Annotated in this window: 13 protein-coding genes; 7 read left to right on the top strand and 6 right to left on the bottom strand. The window is 72.0% G+C overall.

Features of this window, described 5'->3' with window-relative positions; all coding sequences use genetic code 11:
- Positions 1-197: 197 nt before the first annotated feature.
- From ACFQRI_RS18455 to kstR, 5 genes are all read left to right on the top strand, one after another.
- Positions 198-1,376, top strand: coding sequence for an acyl-CoA dehydrogenase family protein (locus ACFQRI_RS18455; protein ID WP_380670219.1), 1,179 nt, complete (start codon positions 198-200; stop codon positions 1,374-1,376).
- A 12-nt stretch (positions 1,377-1,388) separates the two neighbouring features.
- Positions 1,389-2,483: an acyl-CoA dehydrogenase family protein gene (locus tag ACFQRI_RS18450; protein WP_380670217.1), complete on the top strand. Its 1,095-nt coding sequence runs from the start codon at positions 1,389-1,391 to the stop codon at positions 2,481-2,483.
- Positions 2,484-2,577: 94 nt separating this feature from the next.
- The gene (locus ACFQRI_RS18445) at positions 2,578-3,723 is read left to right on the top strand and encodes a Rieske 2Fe-2S domain-containing protein (RefSeq protein ID WP_380670215.1); all 1,146 of its coding nucleotides are present in this window, start codon (positions 2,578-2,580) and stop codon (positions 3,721-3,723) included.
- The gene (locus ACFQRI_RS18440; protein WP_380670213.1) at positions 3,720-3,995 is read left to right on the top strand and encodes a hypothetical protein; all 276 of its coding nucleotides are present in this window, start codon (positions 3,720-3,722) and stop codon (positions 3,993-3,995) included. Before ACFQRI_RS18445 ends, ACFQRI_RS18440 begins: the two co-directional genes overlap by 4 nt.
- Positions 3,992-4,597 carry a cholesterol catabolism transcriptional regulator KstR gene (gene kstR / locus ACFQRI_RS18435; RefSeq protein WP_380670211.1) on the top strand — a complete coding sequence of 202 codons (606 nt, stop codon included), beginning with the start codon at positions 3,992-3,994 and terminating at the stop codon, positions 4,595-4,597. The genes ACFQRI_RS18440 and kstR overlap by 4 nt, the downstream gene beginning before the upstream one ends.
- A gap of 68 nt (positions 4,598-4,665) precedes the next feature.
- Here the strand turns inward: kstR and ACFQRI_RS18430 are convergent, their stop codons facing one another.
- Genes ACFQRI_RS18430 through ACFQRI_RS18420 form a run of 3 tightly spaced genes read right to left on the bottom strand, consistent with a single transcriptional unit; the run spans position 4,666 to position 7,852 of the window.
- Positions 4,666-5,424, bottom strand: a complete 759-nt coding sequence (locus ACFQRI_RS18430; protein WP_380670209.1) for a glucose 1-dehydrogenase — start codon at positions 5,422-5,424, stop codon at positions 4,666-4,668.
- Positions 5,424-6,278 (bottom strand): LLM class F420-dependent oxidoreductase, encoded by an 855-nt coding sequence (locus ACFQRI_RS18425; protein ID WP_380670207.1) that lies wholly within the window; start codon positions 6,276-6,278, stop codon positions 5,424-5,426. Before ACFQRI_RS18425 ends, ACFQRI_RS18430 begins: the two co-directional genes overlap by 1 nt.
- Positions 6,275-7,852 carry an FAD-binding protein gene (locus tag ACFQRI_RS18420; RefSeq protein WP_380670205.1) on the bottom strand — a complete coding sequence of 526 codons (1,578 nt, stop codon included), beginning with the start codon at positions 7,850-7,852 and terminating at the stop codon, positions 6,275-6,277. Before ACFQRI_RS18420 ends, ACFQRI_RS18425 begins: the two co-directional genes overlap by 4 nt.
- Positions 7,853-7,981: 129 nt before the next feature.
- On the opposite strand from ACFQRI_RS18420, the gene kstD reads away from it, so the two are divergent.
- The gene (gene kstD, locus ACFQRI_RS18415; RefSeq protein WP_380670203.1) at positions 7,982-9,718 is read left to right on the top strand and encodes a 3-oxosteroid 1-dehydrogenase; all 1,737 of its coding nucleotides are present in this window, start codon (positions 7,982-7,984) and stop codon (positions 9,716-9,718) included.
- Positions 9,718-10,518, top strand: coding sequence for a crotonase/enoyl-CoA hydratase family protein (locus tag ACFQRI_RS18410; protein ID WP_380670201.1), 801 nt, complete (start codon positions 9,718-9,720; stop codon positions 10,516-10,518). Before kstD ends, ACFQRI_RS18410 begins: the two co-directional genes overlap by 1 nt.
- A gap of 144 nt (positions 10,519-10,662) precedes the next feature.
- Here ACFQRI_RS18410 and ACFQRI_RS18405 read toward each other — a convergent pair whose 3' ends face one another.
- The 3 genes from ACFQRI_RS18405 to ACFQRI_RS18395 are packed head-to-tail and all read right to left on the bottom strand — an operon-like array spanning position 10,663 to position 15,732.
- Positions 10,663-12,957, bottom strand: a complete 2,295-nt coding sequence (locus tag ACFQRI_RS18405) for an acetyl-CoA acetyltransferase (RefSeq protein ID WP_380670199.1) — start codon at positions 12,955-12,957, stop codon at positions 10,663-10,665.
- Between the two features lie 17 nt (positions 12,958-12,974).
- On the bottom strand, positions 12,975-14,078 hold the full coding sequence (locus tag ACFQRI_RS18400; RefSeq protein WP_380670197.1) for an NAD(P)H-dependent flavin oxidoreductase: 1,104 nt from the start codon (positions 14,076-14,078) through the stop codon (positions 12,975-12,977).
- Positions 14,079-14,088: 10 nt separating this feature from the next.
- A complete protein-coding gene (locus tag ACFQRI_RS18395) occupies positions 14,089-15,732 on the bottom strand; it encodes an acyl-CoA synthetase (protein WP_380670195.1) in 1,644 nt (547 codons plus the stop codon).
- Positions 15,733-15,820 lie beyond the last annotated feature (88 nt).

Raw genomic sequence — 15,820 nt, 5'->3', positions numbered from 1 at the left:
CGTCCGGTCGTCGCGCTCGCCCCCTCAACGACCCCTCCCCGTCCGGGTCACTACTCCGTTCGGGCAACGCCTGGACATTGTTAGAACACGTTCTAGAATATGCCACATCGCCGCTACCGCGCAGTCTCGACCACACCAGCGGTCGCGGTCTAAGGTTTTAGAAACGTGTTTCACACGCGCAGCTTCCAGGAGGCCGCATGCGCATCGCCTACACGCCCGAGCAGGAGGAGCTGCGGCAGGAGTTGCGCGCCTACTTCGCCGACCTGATCACCCCCGAGCTGCGCGCGGAGCTGACCACCGGCGGCGACTACGGCGACGGCCAGGCCTACGAGCAGGTGGTTCGGCAGATGGGCGCCGACGGTTGGCTCGCGCTGGGCTGGCCGGAGGAGTTCGGCGGGCAGAACCGCTCGATGCTCGATCAGCTGATCTTCACCGACGAAGCGGCCATCGCGGGCGCCCCGGTGCCGTTCCTGACGCTCAACAGCATCGCGCCCACGATCATGCGCTACGGCACCCCCGAGCAGAAGGCGCACTACCTGCCCAGGATCGCCGCGGGCGAGATCCACTTCTCCATCGGCTACTCCGAGCCCGAGGCGGGCACCGACCTGGCCTCGCTGCGCACCACCGCGGTCCGCGACGGCGAGCACTACGTGATCAACGGGCAGAAGATGTGGACCAGCCTGATCCAGTACGCCGACTACGTCTGGCTGGCCTGCCGCACCGATCCCGCCGCCAAGAAGCACGAGGGCCTGAGCGTCCTGGTGGTGCCCACCGGCGCCGAGGGCTTCTCCTGGACCCCGGTGCGCACCGTGGCCGGTCCGACCACCAGCGCGACCTACTACTCCGACGTGCGGGTGCCCGTCTCCGAGCTGGTGGGCGCCGAGAACGAGGGCTGGCCGCTGATCACCAACCAGCTCAACCACGAACGGGTCGCGCTGACCTCGGCCGCCCCGCTGCAGCTGGCGCTCACCGAGGTGCGCGACTGGGCCGCGCGGACCCGGCTGGCCGACGGGCGGCGGGTCCTCGACCAGGAGTGGGTTCAGCAGCACCTCGCCCGGGTGCACGCGGGAACCGAGGTGCTCAAGCTGATGAACTGGAAGATCGCCACGACCGCCGAGCAGCACCCGGCGCCCGCGGCGGCCTCGGCGACCAAGGTCCACGGCACCGAGTTCGCCACCGAGGCCTACCGCCTGCTCATGGAGGTGCTCGGCACGGCGGCCCACGTGCGGGGCGGGTCCAAGGGCGCCGCGCTGGCCGGGCGCATCGAACGCATGCACCGCTCGGCGCTGATCCTGACCTTCGGCGGCGGGACCAACGAGGTCCAGCGCGACATCATCGCCGCCGTCGGCCTCGGCCTGCCGCACGCCAACCGCTGACCAGGAGGCGACATGGACTTCGAGCCGAGCGAGGAGCACCGGGAGCTGGCCGCGCTGAGCGCCCGGATCCTCACCGACCGGGTGACCAACCAGCGGCTGCGCGAGATCGAGGGCGGCGCGGAGCGCTTCGACCCGGAGCTGTGGCAGGAGCTGGGCAAGGCCGACGTGCTCGGGGCCGCGCTGCCCGCGCCGGAGGGCGGCGGGCTGGGCCTGGTCGAGCAGTGCGGGGTGCTGGTGGAGATCGGGCGGGCCGTGGCGCCGGTTCCCTACCTGCCCTCGATCACCGCGGGCGCCTCGGTGCTCGCGGAGTTCGGCGGCACCGACCACCGGCGCCGCTGGGTCGCCCCGGCCGCCCGCGGCGAGGTGGTGCTCACCGCCGCGCTGGCCGAGCCGTCGGCCGATCCGCGAGCGCCGATCACCCGCGCCGAGCGCGCCGGGAGCGATTGGGTGCTCACCGGCGAGAAGACCAACGTCCCGGTGATCGGTGTGGTCGACCTGCTGCTGGTGCCCGCCATGACCGCCCGCGGCCCCCGGGTGTTCCCGGTCGAACCGCGCTCTCCGGGGCTGCGGATCAGCCGCCAGGAGGTCGTCGACTCCGACAGCGAGGGCCACCTGGAGCTCACCGGCGTGAAGGTCCCCGAGGCCGAGGTGCTCGGAGCCGGCGCGCTGGAGGAGTTGCTGCGGCGCAGCGCGATCGGCGTGTGCGCGCACCAGGTGGGAGTGCTCTCGGACGCGCTGCGGCGCACCGCCGAGCACGCCGCCGAGCGGGTGCAGTTCGGCCGGGCGATCGGCTCGTTCCAGGCGGTGGCCCAGCGGCTGGCCGACGCCTTCATCGACGTCCAGGCCGCGCAGCTGACGATGTGGCAGGCGGCGTGGTCCGCGGGCGAGGGCCTGCCGTGCGACACCGAGGTGGCCACCGCGAAGTTCTGGGCGGCCGAGGCCGGGCACCGGGTGGCCCACACCGCGGTTCACGTGCACGGCGGGGTGGGCCTGGATCTCGACCACGAGCTGCACCGCTACTTCGTGGCCGCCAAGCGCAACGAGTTCGCCCTGGGTGGCGCCACGACGTGGCTGCGCCGCGTCGGCGCTCGACTGGCCGCCAAGTAGTGCAACTCGTTCTAGTCATGTTGTTCCCAACCGATAGCGGACGACGTGCCCATTCTTATAACCTGTTCCACAGAATTTTCGATGGAGGGACGCGATGAGCGGGACGGAACGCGAGCACGGGGTGCGCGCGATCGATGCCGGTGCCCCGCCGCAACGATTCGCCCGGGGCTGGCACTGCCTGGGCCTGGCCGAGGAGTTCCGCGACGGCGAGCCGCACGCGGTGGAGGCCTTCGGCACCAAGCTGGTGGTCTTCGCCGACAGCGCCGGCGAGCTGCACGTGCTCGACGGCTACTGCAGGCACATGGGCGGCGATCTCACCCAGGGCGAGGTCAAGGGCGACGCGGTCGCGTGCCCGTTCCACGACTGGCGCTGGGGCGGCAACGGCCGCTGCACCTCGATCCCCTACGCCAAGCGGGTGCCGCCGCGCGCCCGCACCCGCTCGTGGCGCACCCTGGAGGAGAACAAGCAGCTGCTGATCTACCACGACCCGGAGGGCAACCCGCCGCCGGAGGACGTGGTCGTGCCGCGCATCGACGAGGTCTTCACCGACGAGTGGTCGAACTGGACCTGGGACCGGGTGCGCATCGACGACTCCAACTGCCGGGAGATCATCGACAACGTCGTGGACATGGCGCACTTCTTCTACGTGCACTACGCCTTCCCGACCTACTTCAAGAACATCTTCGAGGGCCACGTGGCCACCCAGCACCTGCGCTCGCGCGGGCGGCCGGACGTGGGCGAGGGCAACTACTCCGGCGAGGACACCGAGCTGCGCTCGGAGGCGAGCTACTACGGTCCGGCCTACATGATCAACCGGTTGTGGACCGACTTCCGGGGCACGCCCATCGACGCCTACCTGATCAACTGCCACTACCCGGTATCGCCGACGAGCTTCGTGCTGCAGTGGGGCGTTTCGGTCAAGAAGCTGCCCGGTCTCGACGACGAGCAGGCCGACGTGGTGGCCGAGAAGTTCGCCAAGTCCTTCGGCGTCGGGTTCATGCAGGACGTGGAGATCTGGCGGAACAAGACCCGCATCGACAACCCGCTGCTGGTCGAGGAGGACGGGCCGGTCTACCAGCTGCGCCGCTGGTACGACCAGTTCTACACCGACGTCGCCCAGGTCACCGACGAGATGACAGCGCGCTTCGAGTTCGAGGTCGACACCACCCGCGCGGTGCAGGCCTGGGAGGCCGAGGTGGCCGCCAACCTCGCCGCGCGGGAAGCGGGGAGCTCGTCGTGACCAGCACCGAGTCCGACCGCCGCGAGTACCTCGACGGCGGTCTGCGCCCCTTGGCCTGCCGGACCTGCGGTGCGCGGGTGCTGGTCAAGAAGCTCAGCCCGGAGCAGACCAGCATCCAGTGGACCGGCTCGACCGAGACGTGCCCGGAGATCTCCGAGCGGGCCGCCGGCGGGCAGCACCCGGCGCTGGTGGACACCTGCCCGAACCTGCGCAGCAGCATCGAGCGGGCCATCGGCGAGGGCGAGCTGCCGGTCTCCGAGGCGAGCCGGTGACCGTCCCGCGCGGCGACGCGTTCGGCGCGCTGGCCGACGAGGAGCCCAGCGACGGCCAGCGCGACCGCCGCAAGCGGATCGTCGACGCGACGCTCGCGCTGGCCGACAAGGGCGGGTTCGACGCGGTGCAGATGCGCGCGGTCGCCGAGAAGGCCGACGTGGCGCTGGGCACGCTGTACCGCTACTTCCCGTCGAAGGTGCACCTGCTGGTGGCCGGCCTGACCAGCGAGCTGGAGCGCATCCAGGACCGCTTGGAGCGCTCCCCGGTGCGCGGGGATTCGCCCTACGACCGGATCCTGGTGGTGCTGGGCCGGTTGACCCGGGCCTTCCAGCGCAACCCGAACCTCGCCGAGGCGGTCACGCGGGCGCTGATGTCGGCCGACGCCTCGGCCGCCGCGGAGGTCGACGCGGCCAACAAGCTGATGCTGTCGATGTTCATCTCGGTGCTCTCGGAGGGCTCGCCCACCGACGAGGAGGTGGCCGTGGCCGGGGTCATCGCGGACGTGTGGCTGTCCAACCTGGTCGCCTGGGTGACCCGCCGTGCCACCGCCACGGACGTGTCCAACCGCCTGGAGCTCACCGTCCGGCTGCTGCTGCGCTGAGCACCGGTCCGCGGGCGAGCGCGAGTCCTCGTCCGGTGCGAGGACGTCGCGTTCGCTCCGGGTCGGGTTCAGGGCCGGTAGAAGGCGTGGGTCGCGGTGGCGCCGCCGTCGGCGACGAACTCCGCGCCGGTGCAGTAGGCGCTCTCGTCGGAGGCCAGGAACACCAGCAGGCCCACCATGTCCTCGGGCCGCCCGGGGCGGCCCAGCGGCACCATGTCGCCGATCGGTGAGATGTCGCCGTCGCCGGTGAAGTCGCGGATCATGCCGGTGTCGACCATGCCGGGGTGCACCGAGTTGACCCGGATGCCGCGGCGGCCGAGCTCGGTGGCCGCCGCCTTGGTCATGCCGCGGATGGCGAACTTGCTGGCCGTGTAGGCCACCAGGTTGGGCATGCCGCCGAGGCCTTCGACCGAGGAGAAGTTCACGATCGAACCGCCGCCCGCGGCCTCCAGCTCGGGCACCGCGGCGCGCATGCCCAGGAAGGTGCCGAACTGGTTGACCCGCACGATGCGCTCGTACTCGGCCAGCGGCATGTCCTCCAGGGCGGCGAAGGTGAGCACGCCCGCGTTGTTGACCAGCACGTCGAGCCGCCCGAAGCGCTGGGTGGTCGCCGAGACCGCCGCGTTCCAGTCGTCCTCGTCGGAGACGTCGAGCCGCTGGAACACCGCTGCGTCGCCGAGCTCGTCGGCGAGCTGCTTGCCGAGCTCCTCGCGCACGTCGGCGATGACCACCGAGGCGCCCTCGGCGACGAAGCCGCGTGCGATCGCGGCTCCTTGGCCGCGCGCCGCGCCGGTGACCAGCGCGACCTTGCCGGAAAGCCGTCCCATCATCCCTCCTGGATTCCGAGTTTTCCCGCCAGCCGCGCGAGGAAGGGCTCCACCTCGTCGGCGGGTTTGTGCTGGACGCCGAATACGACCTCGGTGACGCCCAGCTCCGCCCAGCGCGCCAGCACCTGCGGGTCCGGTTTCCCCGCCAGGGCCACGATCTGCGGCTCGCCCTCGCGCCCGGCCTCCCGCCAGGTCTTGCGCAGCAGCGCGATCTTGTCGTCGAGCTCGCCCTCGGTGGGCGTGGTGATCCACCCGTCGGCCCAGCGCGCGATCCAGGCGAAGGTCTTCCCGGTGCCGCCCGCACCGATGAGCACCGGCACGCGGGGCTGCTGCGCGGGTTTGGGGAACGCCCAGCTGGGCCCGAACGAGATGTGCTCGCCGCGGTAGGAGGCTTCCTGCTGGGACCACAGGGCTTGCATGGCTTCGAGGTGCTCGCGCAGGGCGGTGCGGCGGTGTCGCGGCTGCACGCCGTGGTGGGCGAGCTCGTCGGTGTTCCAGCCGAACCCGGCGCCGAGGGTGACCCGCCCGCCGGTGAGGTGGTCGAGGGTGGCGATGGTCTTGGCCAGCGCGATCGCGTCGTGCTCGACCGGCAGCGCCACCGCGGTGGACAGCCGGATGCGCCGGGTGACCGCGGCGATCATCGACAGCACCACCCACGGGTCGAGGGTGCGCAGGTAGCGCTCGTCGGGCAGCTCGCTGGTGCCGGTTCCGGGGTGGGCGGCCTGGCGGGCCACCGGGATGTGGGTGTGCTCGGGAACCCAGAAGGAGTCGAAGCCGGCGCGCTCGGCGGCCGCTGCCACGCGCACCGGGGAGGGGCCGGTGTCGCTGGTGAACTGCACGATGCCGAACCTCATCGGCGGATCCCTTCCGCGACGTGCCGGCCCGCGCGGCGCCCGGAGTGCACGCAGTCGGCGATGGACAGCCCGCTGACGTAGGACTCCGAGCAGATGCCGGTGGCGTTGCGCCCGGCGGCGTAGAGCCCGTCGATGCCGCTGCCGTCGGCGCGGGTGACCATGCCGGTCCGCTCGTCGACGGTCAACCCGCCGAGCGTGATCATCGGGCACGGGTATCCGCGCTTGGTGCGCAGCGAGCAGTCGAAGGCGTAGTACGGGCCGGGGCCGATGGTCTGCCGGTGGTCCTCGGCCTTGCCGAACTCGTCGGGTTCACCGGAGTTGTAGGCGGCCAGCGTGCGGGCCAGGCCGTCGGGGTCGATTCCGGTGCGCCGGGCGAGCTCCTCGACGCTGTCGGCCTCGATGTGCCCGGCGCGCAGCAGGTACTCCATCTGCAGCCGCTGGAACCACAGGCACTGCCGCGGCAGCTGGCGCCGGGCCTCGTCGACGATGCGCTGGTCGGCGATGAGGTGGGCGCGCCCGTCGTGCTGCTCGACCATCCGCTCGCCGACCTTGGCGCCGTAGGCCAGCTCGTTGACGAACCGCTCTCCCGCGCGGTCGACCAGCACGCCCTTGGACAGCGCGACCGGCGGGTTGATGAACCGCCACGCCGAGACCCGGTGCATCCGGGTGGTGGCCCCGCCCGCGGCCTGCCCCAGGCGGATTCCGCTGCCGTCGTCGCCGATGGTGCCCAGCGGTGAGCCCGCGCGGTAGGCGGGCGCGTGCTCGGCGAGGGCGGCCTTGTCGAACACGAATCCCCCGGCGGCGAGCACGATCCCGCGCCGCGCCCGCACGCGCTTGAACGTCCCGGAGCGCTCCAGTCGCCGGATCGGGGCGTCCAGGCGCTTGCCCAGCGGCCGGTAGTAGATGTTGAGCTTGCGGTTCCAGCGCGACAGCAGCCGGTGCAGCGCGCGCTTGAGCCCGCCGGGCACCTGCCTGCACCGCAGACCCGCCACCCGGCCCTGGTCGTCGGTGATCAGCTCGGTGACCGCGGTCTGCCGCCACACCCGCACTCCCCTGCTGCGCGCGGCGGCTTCCAGGTTGTCGGTGAGGCCCTTCCCGGAGGTGCCCTTGCCGCGCACGCGGTGGCCGCGCGGGGCGGGCTCGGCTTCGTCGCGGTAGGGCGGGACGATCTCGTTGCCCGAGTAGTACAGGTAGTGCCGGTTGGTCGGGTACGAGGTCTTGTAGGGGCAGAAGCTGGAGTCGAACGGGACTCCTTGCCGCTGCAGCCATTCCAGGTTGTCGTTGCTCGATTCGCAGAACTCGCGCAGGGTCTCGTCGGACACCGCGCCCGCTGTCTCGACGCGCAGGTAGCGCAGCATCGCTTCGGGGGTGTCGTCGAACCCGGCTTCCTTCTGCTGCGCGGTGCCGCCGCCCGCGTAGACCACGCCGCCGCTGATCGCGGTCGCTCCGCCGCCGTCGAAGCGCTCCAGCGCGAGCACCGCGGCGCCGTGGTCGGCGGCCTCGATCGCCGCGCAGGCGCCCGCCCCGCCGAAGCCCACGACGAGCACGTCGGCCTCGTCGTCCCACTGAACCATGAGGCACCCCCGCTGAATGCAACAAGTTCTCGGAAGTCGGCATCGATGCTGCCACTGGAAGACAATCGAACAGTAGCATCCCGAGGGGCAAAACTGTAACGTGTTTCAGTGTCAGACAGTGGAGGTGCCATGACCGCGGCCGAATCCGAACCCGCCAGCGAGACCACCTTCGACGTCGTCGTGGTCGGCTCCGGAGCCGCCGGCATGACCGCCGCGCTGACCGCCGCGGACCTCGGGCTGTCGGTCGTGGTCGTCGAGAAGGACCGCTACTACGGAGGCTCCACCGCGCGCTCCGGCGGCGGCATCTGGGTGCCGGACAACGAAGTGCTGCGCCGCGCCGGGGCAGGCGACAGCCCGGAGCTGGCCGCGACCTACCTGGACAACCTGGTGGGCGAGCAGGTCTCGGCCGACCGCCGCCGCGCGCTGCTGGAGCACGGGCCCGCGATGCTCGACCTGGTGCTGCGCCGCACCCCGGTGCGGCTCGAGTGGATACCGGGCTACTCGGACTACTACCCGGAGCTGCCGGGCGGGCTGGCCGGCGGGCGCACCGTCGAGCCCAGGCCCTTCGACGGCCGGGCGCTCGGCGCCGAACTGGCCAACCTGCAACCGCCCTACCTCGCCGCGCCCGCCGGGATGACCGTCACCGCTGCCGAGTACAAGTGGATGAACCTCATCGCCCGCCACCCACGCGGCGTGCTGACCGCGGCTCGGGTGGCGGTGCGGCGGATGATCTCGCTCGCCCGCAAGCGTCCCCTGCTGGCGCTGGGCCAGGCCCTGGTCGCCGGACTGCGCGCCGGGCTGCAGCGCGCCGAGGTGCCGGTGTGGTTGTCCACCCAGCTGGTGGAGCTGGAGACCACCGGTGATCGGGTCACCGGTGCGGTGGTGCTGCGCGGCGGCACCGAGGTGCGGCTGCGCGCGCGGCGCGGGGTGGTCCTGGCCGCGGGCGGTTTCGAGCGCAACGAGCGGATGCGCAAGCAGTACCAGCGCGAGCCGATCGGCACCGAGTGGACCGTGGGCGCGCAGGAGAACACCGGGGACGCCATCGAGGCCGGGCAGCGGCTCGGCGCGGCGGTGGAGCTGATGGACGACGCGTGGTGGGGCCCCTCGATCCCGCTGACCGGCGGACCGTACTTCTGCCTGTCCGAGCGAACGCTGCCCGGCTGCATCGTGGTCAACGCCGCGGGCAGGCGGTTCGTCAACGAGGCCACCCCGTACGTCGACGCGGTGCACGCGATGTACGCGGGCAACGAGACCGGGGTTTCGCACATCCCGTGCTGGTTGATCGCCGACCAGCGCTACCGCAACCGCTACACCTTCGCCGGGCTGCCGCCGCGGCAGCGCTTCCCGGGCCGCTGGTACAAGGCGGGGGTGGTGCGCTCGGCGGGCACGCTGCGCGAGCTGGCCGAGGCGATCGAGGTCCCCGCCGAAGAGCTGACCGCCGCGGTGGAGCGGTTCAACGGGTTCGCGCGCCGCGGCCACGACGAGGACTTCCGCCGCGGGGAATCGGCCTACGACCACTACTACGGCGATCCGCGGCTGCCGAACCCGAGCTTGGCGCCCTTGGAGGTCGCTCCCTTCCACGCGGTCAAGATCGTGCCGGGGGACCTGGGCACCAAGGGCGGGTTGCGCACCGACGCCGATGCTCGCGTGCTGCGCGAGGACGGTTCGCCGATCCCGGGTCTGCACGCGGCCGGCAACGCCAGCGCCGCGGTGATGGGCAACACCTACGCGGGCGCCGGGGCCACCATCGGGCCGGCCATGGTCTTCGGCTACCTGGCCGCCCGCAGCATCGCCGAGAACGACCAGAGCACGGCGCCGCCGACGGACTCGGCGGTGCCGCGACCGCGAATCTGGAGGGACCGCTGATGACCTCGACGAGCGCGCAGACCGAACCCCACTGCTTGGTGGAGCGGTGCGGCGGCGTGCTGGTGGTGACGCTCAACCGCCCGCAGGCCAAGAACGCGCTGACCGGCGAGATGATCTCGATCATGGTGGAGGCCTGGGACCGGGTGGATTCCGACCCGGACATCCGCGCGTGCGTGCTCACCGGCGCGGGCGGGGCGTTCTGCGCGGGCGCGGACCTCAAGAGCATGAGCGGCAACCACCCCGGCGACCGGCGCGGCGAGTTCGACCCGGCCCGCATCGAGGGGCTGCTCAAGGGGCGTCGGCTCACCAAACCGCTCATCGCCGCGGTCGAGGGGCCCGCGATCGCGGGAGGAACCGAGATCCTGCAGGCCACCGACATCCGGGTCGCCGGCGAGAGCGCGCGCTTCGGGGTCTCCGAGCCGCGCTGGGGCTTGTTCCCGCTCGGCGGCTCGGCTGTGCGGCTGCCTCGCCAGATCCCCTACACCGTCGCGGCCGACCTGCTGCTCACCGGCCGCCACATCAAGGCACCGGAGGCCAAGGAGATCGGGCTCGTCGGCCACGTCGTCGAGGACGGCGGCGCGCTGGACAAGGCCCTGGAGCTGGCCGACCTCGTCGCGGCCAACGGCCCCCTGGCCGTCCAGGCGATCCTGCGCACGATGCGCGACACCGAGGGCATGCCGGAGAACGACGCCTTCCAGATCGACGCCGAACTGGGCATGAACGTCTTCGCCAGCCAGGACGCCAAGGAGGGCCCCAAGGCCTTCGCCGAGAAGCGACCCCCCGAGTTCGAAGGCCGCTGACCACCCACCCCTCCCCCACCCCGGACGCGAAGTTCGAGGGAGTTCGCCCCCTCCAATTCCCTCGAACTTCGCCCGGTGATTCGAGGGTTTTTCGAGGTTCGCCGGAACGGGTGGTGGGGGTTCGACGTGTTGGGGTTGTGGGGGTCAGGTGTCGTTGCGGGGCTCGCCCCCGGTGTGGGCGCGCAGCGCGGCCAGGTGGTCTGGGCAGAGCGCGAGGTGATCGTGCGCCGGGTGCGGGCCGCCGGTCGCCGCCGGATCGTCCTCGGTGTCGGCCAGGACCCGCAGGCTCAGCTCGATCGCGCGGGGTGGGGCGGCCAGGATCTCGGCCGCCGCGGTGCGCGCGGCCTCGAGGACCTTGCCGGGCTCGGAGACCCGGCTGACCAGACCGCTGGCGCAGGCTCGTTCGGCGGTCATCGGCGCCCCGGTCAGGATCATGTCGTGAGCCAGCTTCGGCGGGATCTGCCTGGGCAGGCGCACCAGGCCGCCGGCGTCGGACAGCCGCCCGGAACGGGCCTGCGCCAGGGCGAACTCCGCCGCCGGGTCGGCCACGACCAGGTGGCAGGCGAGCGCGATCTCCAGCCCGCCGTCGAGCGCGGCGCCGTTGACCGCCGCGATGACCGGTTTCGGCAGCCGCTCGCGCGCGGTGAGCCCGGCATGACCGTTGCGCGGTGGCATCCACCAGGGCATCCCGCCCGCGCGGTGCGCGAGGTCGTCTCCGGTGCAGAACACGTCCTCGACGCCGGTCAGGATCGCCACCCGCAGCTCGCCGTCGGCGAAGTAGGCGTCGAAGACCTCGTCGAGCTCGGCGTGCGCGGGCGGGTGCAGGCCGTTGCGGTGCTCCGGGCGGTTGATCACGACTTCCAGCAGGGCCCCGTCCCGGCGCACCTCGAGGTGCTCGTAGGCGTCGCGGAACTCCGCGGGTCGGGCGGCCGGGCGCTCCCGGGTGACCAGGTTTCCCTCGTCGGTGGACCGCACGTGGACGAGCCGGCCGATGGGCTGCTCGCCGGCCAGCAGCTCGGGGTCGGCGGTGGCGATGAACCGGCGGCCGTCGCGCTCCAACCGGCCGATCACCACGCCCTGGCCGTGCCGGTACCGGACGGTGTAGGTCTCGATCCGCGCCCAACCGTCGGCCCGCTGGACGTGCTCGACCGCGGGCTCCGAGTCGACGGCGGCCTGCAGCTCGGCGCTGCGCGACTCCCGCCAGCGCACCGGTGCGCTGGCGTAGACGCCTGCGGAGTACTTGCTCTGGATGCCGCCGTTGGCGCCCACCAGCCCGAACGAGCCCGGCCGGGCGCGCAGCCGCCGCGCGGTCTCGGCGATGGCGTGCATCGAGTAGTTGTTGCCCGCCCCGCCGAAGAAGGGCAGCCCGCCGGTGACGGTGAGCCCGCGCGGATCGTCGATCGCCAGGTCCAGCGCGTCGCAGATGGTGAACACCGCGATCGGGAAGCAGCTGTAGAGGTCGAGGGTGCTCAGCTCGTCGGTCTCGATCCCGGCGAGCTCCAGCGCGTGCCGCACCGCTCGTACCGAGGCGGGCGCGGTGCTCAGGTCGGGCCGGTCGAGCAGTTCCCGCTCGCGCAGGTCGGCGTGCCCGGCCAGGAAGACCTGCTGGTCCTCGGCGATGCCGAGGCGCCTGGCCTCCCCCACCGAGGTCAGCAGCAGCGCGGCGCCCTGGTTGACCTTCTCCCGCGCGCAGGCGTAGCGCAGGTACGGCTCGGCGATCGGGCGGTTCTCGCCGCTGCGTTCGGCCAGCTCGTCGACGCCGCGGATCACCCGGGAGGCCGCGTGCGGGTTGGCGGCGGCGATCTCGCTGAAGGGAGCCAGCAGTTCGGCCATGGCGCGGGCGTGATCGGCGCGCGAGAGGCCCAGCCGGGCGCGGCGCGCGTTCTCGGCCAGCGCGTACTGGCTGGCGGGCTCGACCAGCCCGTGCAGCGCGATCATGCCGGTGACGATGCCCTCCAGCCCGTGCCCGCGATCTTCCAGCTGCCCGCCGACCCGTTCGGCGAAGTCGGCGGGCTGACCGGTCTTGCGCAGGTGGTCGTGGGTGGAGGCCGCGTCGGCGCCGCACAGCAGCACCGCCCGGTGCCGGCCCGCGGCGATGGCCCCGGCCATCTCGTTGACCAGCGCCTGCGGGGACTGCCCGCCGGCCACCGACAGCACCGCGCGCCGCGGCTCGGCACCCACGCGGGCGGCCACCGAACGCGGGAAGTTGTCCGAGCGCCCGAAGGGCGCCGGGGTGAACGGGTCGGAGTTCTCGAACTGCCGGGTTCCCGCCACGACGTCGATCGCGCCGGCCGGACCGCGAACCCCGGTGTCGGCCAGGGCTCTTCGCGCGGCCTCGGCGGCCAGCTCGACCGCCGGGAGGGCGCGGTACTCCGGGTCGTCGATCCGTTCGGAGAACTCCCCGACCCCGACCAGGACGGGCGTGCGCTCGTCGTGCATGCTCTCCCCGCGAATCGCTAGGCCCGGAGCTCGTCGAGCGCGGTGAAGGTCTCCTCGAGCTCGCGCAGCAGATCGGCGAACACCTCGGCGACCGGCCGGATCTCGTTCATCCGGCCCACGATCTGCCCGACCGGCATGGACACCGCCTGCGGGTCGTCGGCCCGCATCATCCGCTGGTGCGCCTGGCTGACCAGGATGTTCTGCAACGGCATGGGCAGCGGCTCTGGCGCGTCGGGGTCCTGCCAGGCCTCGGTCCACTTGGTCTTGAGCAGCCGCGCGGGCTTGCCGGTGTAGATGCGCGAGCGGACCGTGTCGCTGGAGCTCGCGGCCAGCAGCGCCTGCTGGGTGACCCCGTCGCCCATCGACAGGGCGTACTCGGAGGTGGTCAGCCAGTAGGAGCCCATCCACGCGCCCGAGGCGCCCAGCGCCAGCGCGGCGGCGACCTGCCTGCCCGATCCGATGCCGCCGGCGGCCAGCACCGGAGCGCGCCCGGCGAGGGCGTCGACGATCTCGGGCACGAGCACCATGCTGGCGATCTCACCGGTGTGCCCGCCCGCCTCGTGGCCTTGGGCGACCACGAGGTCCACGCCGTTGTCCACGTGCCGCACCGCGTGCTCGGCCTTGCCCGCCAGCGCGGCGACCTGCACGTCGTGGGCGTGGGCCTGCTCGATGATGTCCACCGGGGGTGAGCCCAGCGCGTTGGCGATCAGCGCGATCGGGTGGCGCAGCGCGACGTCGACGTGCGAGCGGGCCACCGAGTGCAGCCAGCCCAGCACGCCGTCGCGCTGCTCGCCCTGCGGCAGCTCGGGCACGCCGAGCTGCTTCAGGGTCCGGTCGACGAAATCGCGGTGCTCGGCGGGGATGAGCTTGTCGATGTCGCCGGCGCTGCCCTCGGTGGGCACCTTGGCCGGCATCACCACGTCGACGCCATAGGGCTTGCCGCCGGTGTTGGCGTCCATCCAGTCCAGCACTCGGTCGAGCTCGTCGGCGTCGTTGAACCGCACGCATCCCAGCACCCCGAGCCCGCCTGCCCGGCTGACCGCGGCCGCGACGTGCTCGGAGGGGGTGAACGCGACGACGGGGTGCTCGATGCCGAGCTGGTCGCACAAGGTGGTTCGCATCGTGTTCCTCTCAGCCCGCTGCGCCTTCGCGCCGCGCGGTGTCCTGCGCTGCGGTGGGTTCGGTGGTCTCGGTGTGCCTGCGGGCCCAGGTGTAGTCGGGCTTCCCGCTGGGCAGGCGGCCGATCTCGTCGACCAGCCACAGGCTGCGCGGCACCTTGTAACCGGCGATGACCTCGCGGGAGTGGGCGTCGAGGTCGGCCAGCTGCGGCGCGGTGCCGGGGCGCGGTTGCACCAGGGCGGCGACCCGCTGGCCCATGCGCTCGTCGGGAACGCCGACCACCAGCGCGTCGAAGACGTCGGGGTGCGATTTCAGCGCGCCCTCGACCTCTTCGGGGAAGACCTTCTCCCCGCCGGTGTTGATGGACATCACGCCGCGGCCGAGCAGGGTGACCGAGCCGTCGGCCTCCAGGCGGGCGTGATCGCCGGGGACCACGTAGCGCTTGCCGTCGACTTCGACGAACACCGAGGCGGACTTCTCCTCGTCCTTGTAGTACCCCATGGGCACGTGCCCGGTCTTGGCCAGCCAGCCGATCTGGCCGCTTCCCGGTTGCACGGGCCGGTTGTCGTCGTCGATGACCAGCAGGCCGGAATCGGCTTTGACCCGGGGGCCTTCGCTGTGCACGCCGTCGCGGGTGACCATGCCGATGCCGCCGAAGCCGGTCTCCGAGGAGCCGATCGCGTCGGTGATGACCACGTTGGGCAGCGCGTCGAGGTACTGGTGCTTGACCGAGGTGGAGAACAGCGCGGCGGTGCTGGAGATCGCCACCAGCGAGGAGGCGTCGTAGTCGCCCTCGTGGTAGGCCTCGATGAGCGGGCGGGCCATGGCGTCGCCGACGATGGCCAGCACGTTGACCTTCTCGCGCTCGATGGCCCGCCAGATCTCGTGCGGGTCGAACTGCGGCACGAAGACCGTTGGGGAGCAGGCGAACAGGTTTCCGAAGGTGGCCCATTGGGCGGCGCCGTGGATGAACGGCGCGCAGGGCAGTCGCACCAGGCCGCCGTCCTCGGCGCCGGTGCGCGCCTGCTCCCACTCGTCGGCGAGGTACTCGCCGGTCATGAAGTCGATCCCGCCGCCCAGGACGCGCCAGACGTCTTCCTGGCGCCACATCACGCCTTTCGGCATTCCCGTGGTGCCGCCGGTGTAGAGCAGGTAGAGGTCGTCGGCGGACCGCTCGCCGAAATCGCGCTCACCGGACTGAGCGGCGAGCGCGGATTCGTATGCGACGCCGCCGCACTCGGCGAAGTCCTCTGTGGTCCCGTCCTCGACAACTAGAACATGATTCAGTTCCGGAACCCGATCCATCACTTCCGCGACGTTGGGCGCGTAGCGGCGCTCGTGCACCAGCGCGACCAGGTCGGCGTTGGTGAAGACGTACTCGAGCTCGGCGGGGACGTAGCGGTAGTTGATGTTGATCGCCACGGCGCGCAGCTTGTAGGCCGCGAGCATCGCCTCCACCGCCTCGATGGAGTTCCGCGAGTACACGCCGATGTGCGAGCCCCGGCCGACGCCTCGCCCGGCGAGGTGGTGGGCCAGCTGGTTGGAGCGCTTCTCCAGCTCCGCGAAGGTCACCCGACGCTCGCCGCAGACCACGGCGACGCGCTCGGGGGTCAGGTCGACTGCGTGCTCGAAGAGATCTGCGATGTTGAGTGCCACTCGAAAAAAGTAGAACGTGTTATCGCCACTCGCAAGCGTCCGGAAGGGGTCGAAAATCGGGAATCCGCCCGGCCTTCCGCTCGCCGGA

The organism is Saccharopolyspora griseoalba (genome assembly GCF_042665275.1).
Classification (GTDB): Bacteria; Actinomycetota; Actinomycetes; order Mycobacteriales; family Pseudonocardiaceae; genus Saccharopolyspora; species Saccharopolyspora griseoalba.
Note: the sequence above shows the minus strand (reverse complement) of the source record. Positions and strands in the feature narration are given on the sequence as shown.

What these genes read in the sequence shown, in the direction of transcription:
- ACFQRI_RS18455 (WP_380670219.1), top strand. Translation starts at nt 198, where the DNA reads ATGCGCATCGCCTACACGCCCGAGCAGGAGGAGCTGCGGCAGGAGTTG.
- ACFQRI_RS18450 (WP_380670217.1), top strand. Translation starts at nt 1,389, where the DNA reads ATGGACTTCGAGCCGAGCGAGGAGCACCGGGAGCTGGCCGCGCTGAGC.
- ACFQRI_RS18445 (WP_380670215.1), top strand. Translation starts at nt 2,578, where the DNA reads ATGAGCGGGACGGAACGCGAGCACGGGGTGCGCGCGATCGATGCCGGT.
- ACFQRI_RS18430 (WP_380670209.1), bottom strand. Translation starts at nt 5,424, where the DNA reads ATGGGACGGCTTTCCGGCAAGGTCGCGCTGGTCACCGGCGCGGCGCGC.
- ACFQRI_RS18425 (WP_380670207.1), bottom strand. Translation starts at nt 6,278, where the DNA reads ATGAGGTTCGGCATCGTGCAGTTCACCAGCGACACCGGCCCCTCCCCG.
- ACFQRI_RS18420 (WP_380670205.1), bottom strand. Translation starts at nt 7,852, where the DNA reads ATGGTTCAGTGGGACGACGAGGCCGACGTGCTCGTCGTGGGCTTCGGC.
- kstD (WP_380670203.1), top strand. Translation starts at nt 7,982, where the DNA reads ATGACCGCGGCCGAATCCGAACCCGCCAGCGAGACCACCTTCGACGTC.
- ACFQRI_RS18410 (WP_380670201.1), top strand. Translation starts at nt 9,718, where the DNA reads ATGACCTCGACGAGCGCGCAGACCGAACCCCACTGCTTGGTGGAGCGG.
- ACFQRI_RS18405 (WP_380670199.1), bottom strand. Translation starts at nt 12,957, where the DNA reads ATGCACGACGAGCGCACGCCCGTCCTGGTCGGGGTCGGGGAGTTCTCC.
- ACFQRI_RS18400 (WP_380670197.1), bottom strand. Translation starts at nt 14,078, where the DNA reads ATGCGAACCACCTTGTGCGACCAGCTCGGCATCGAGCACCCCGTCGTC.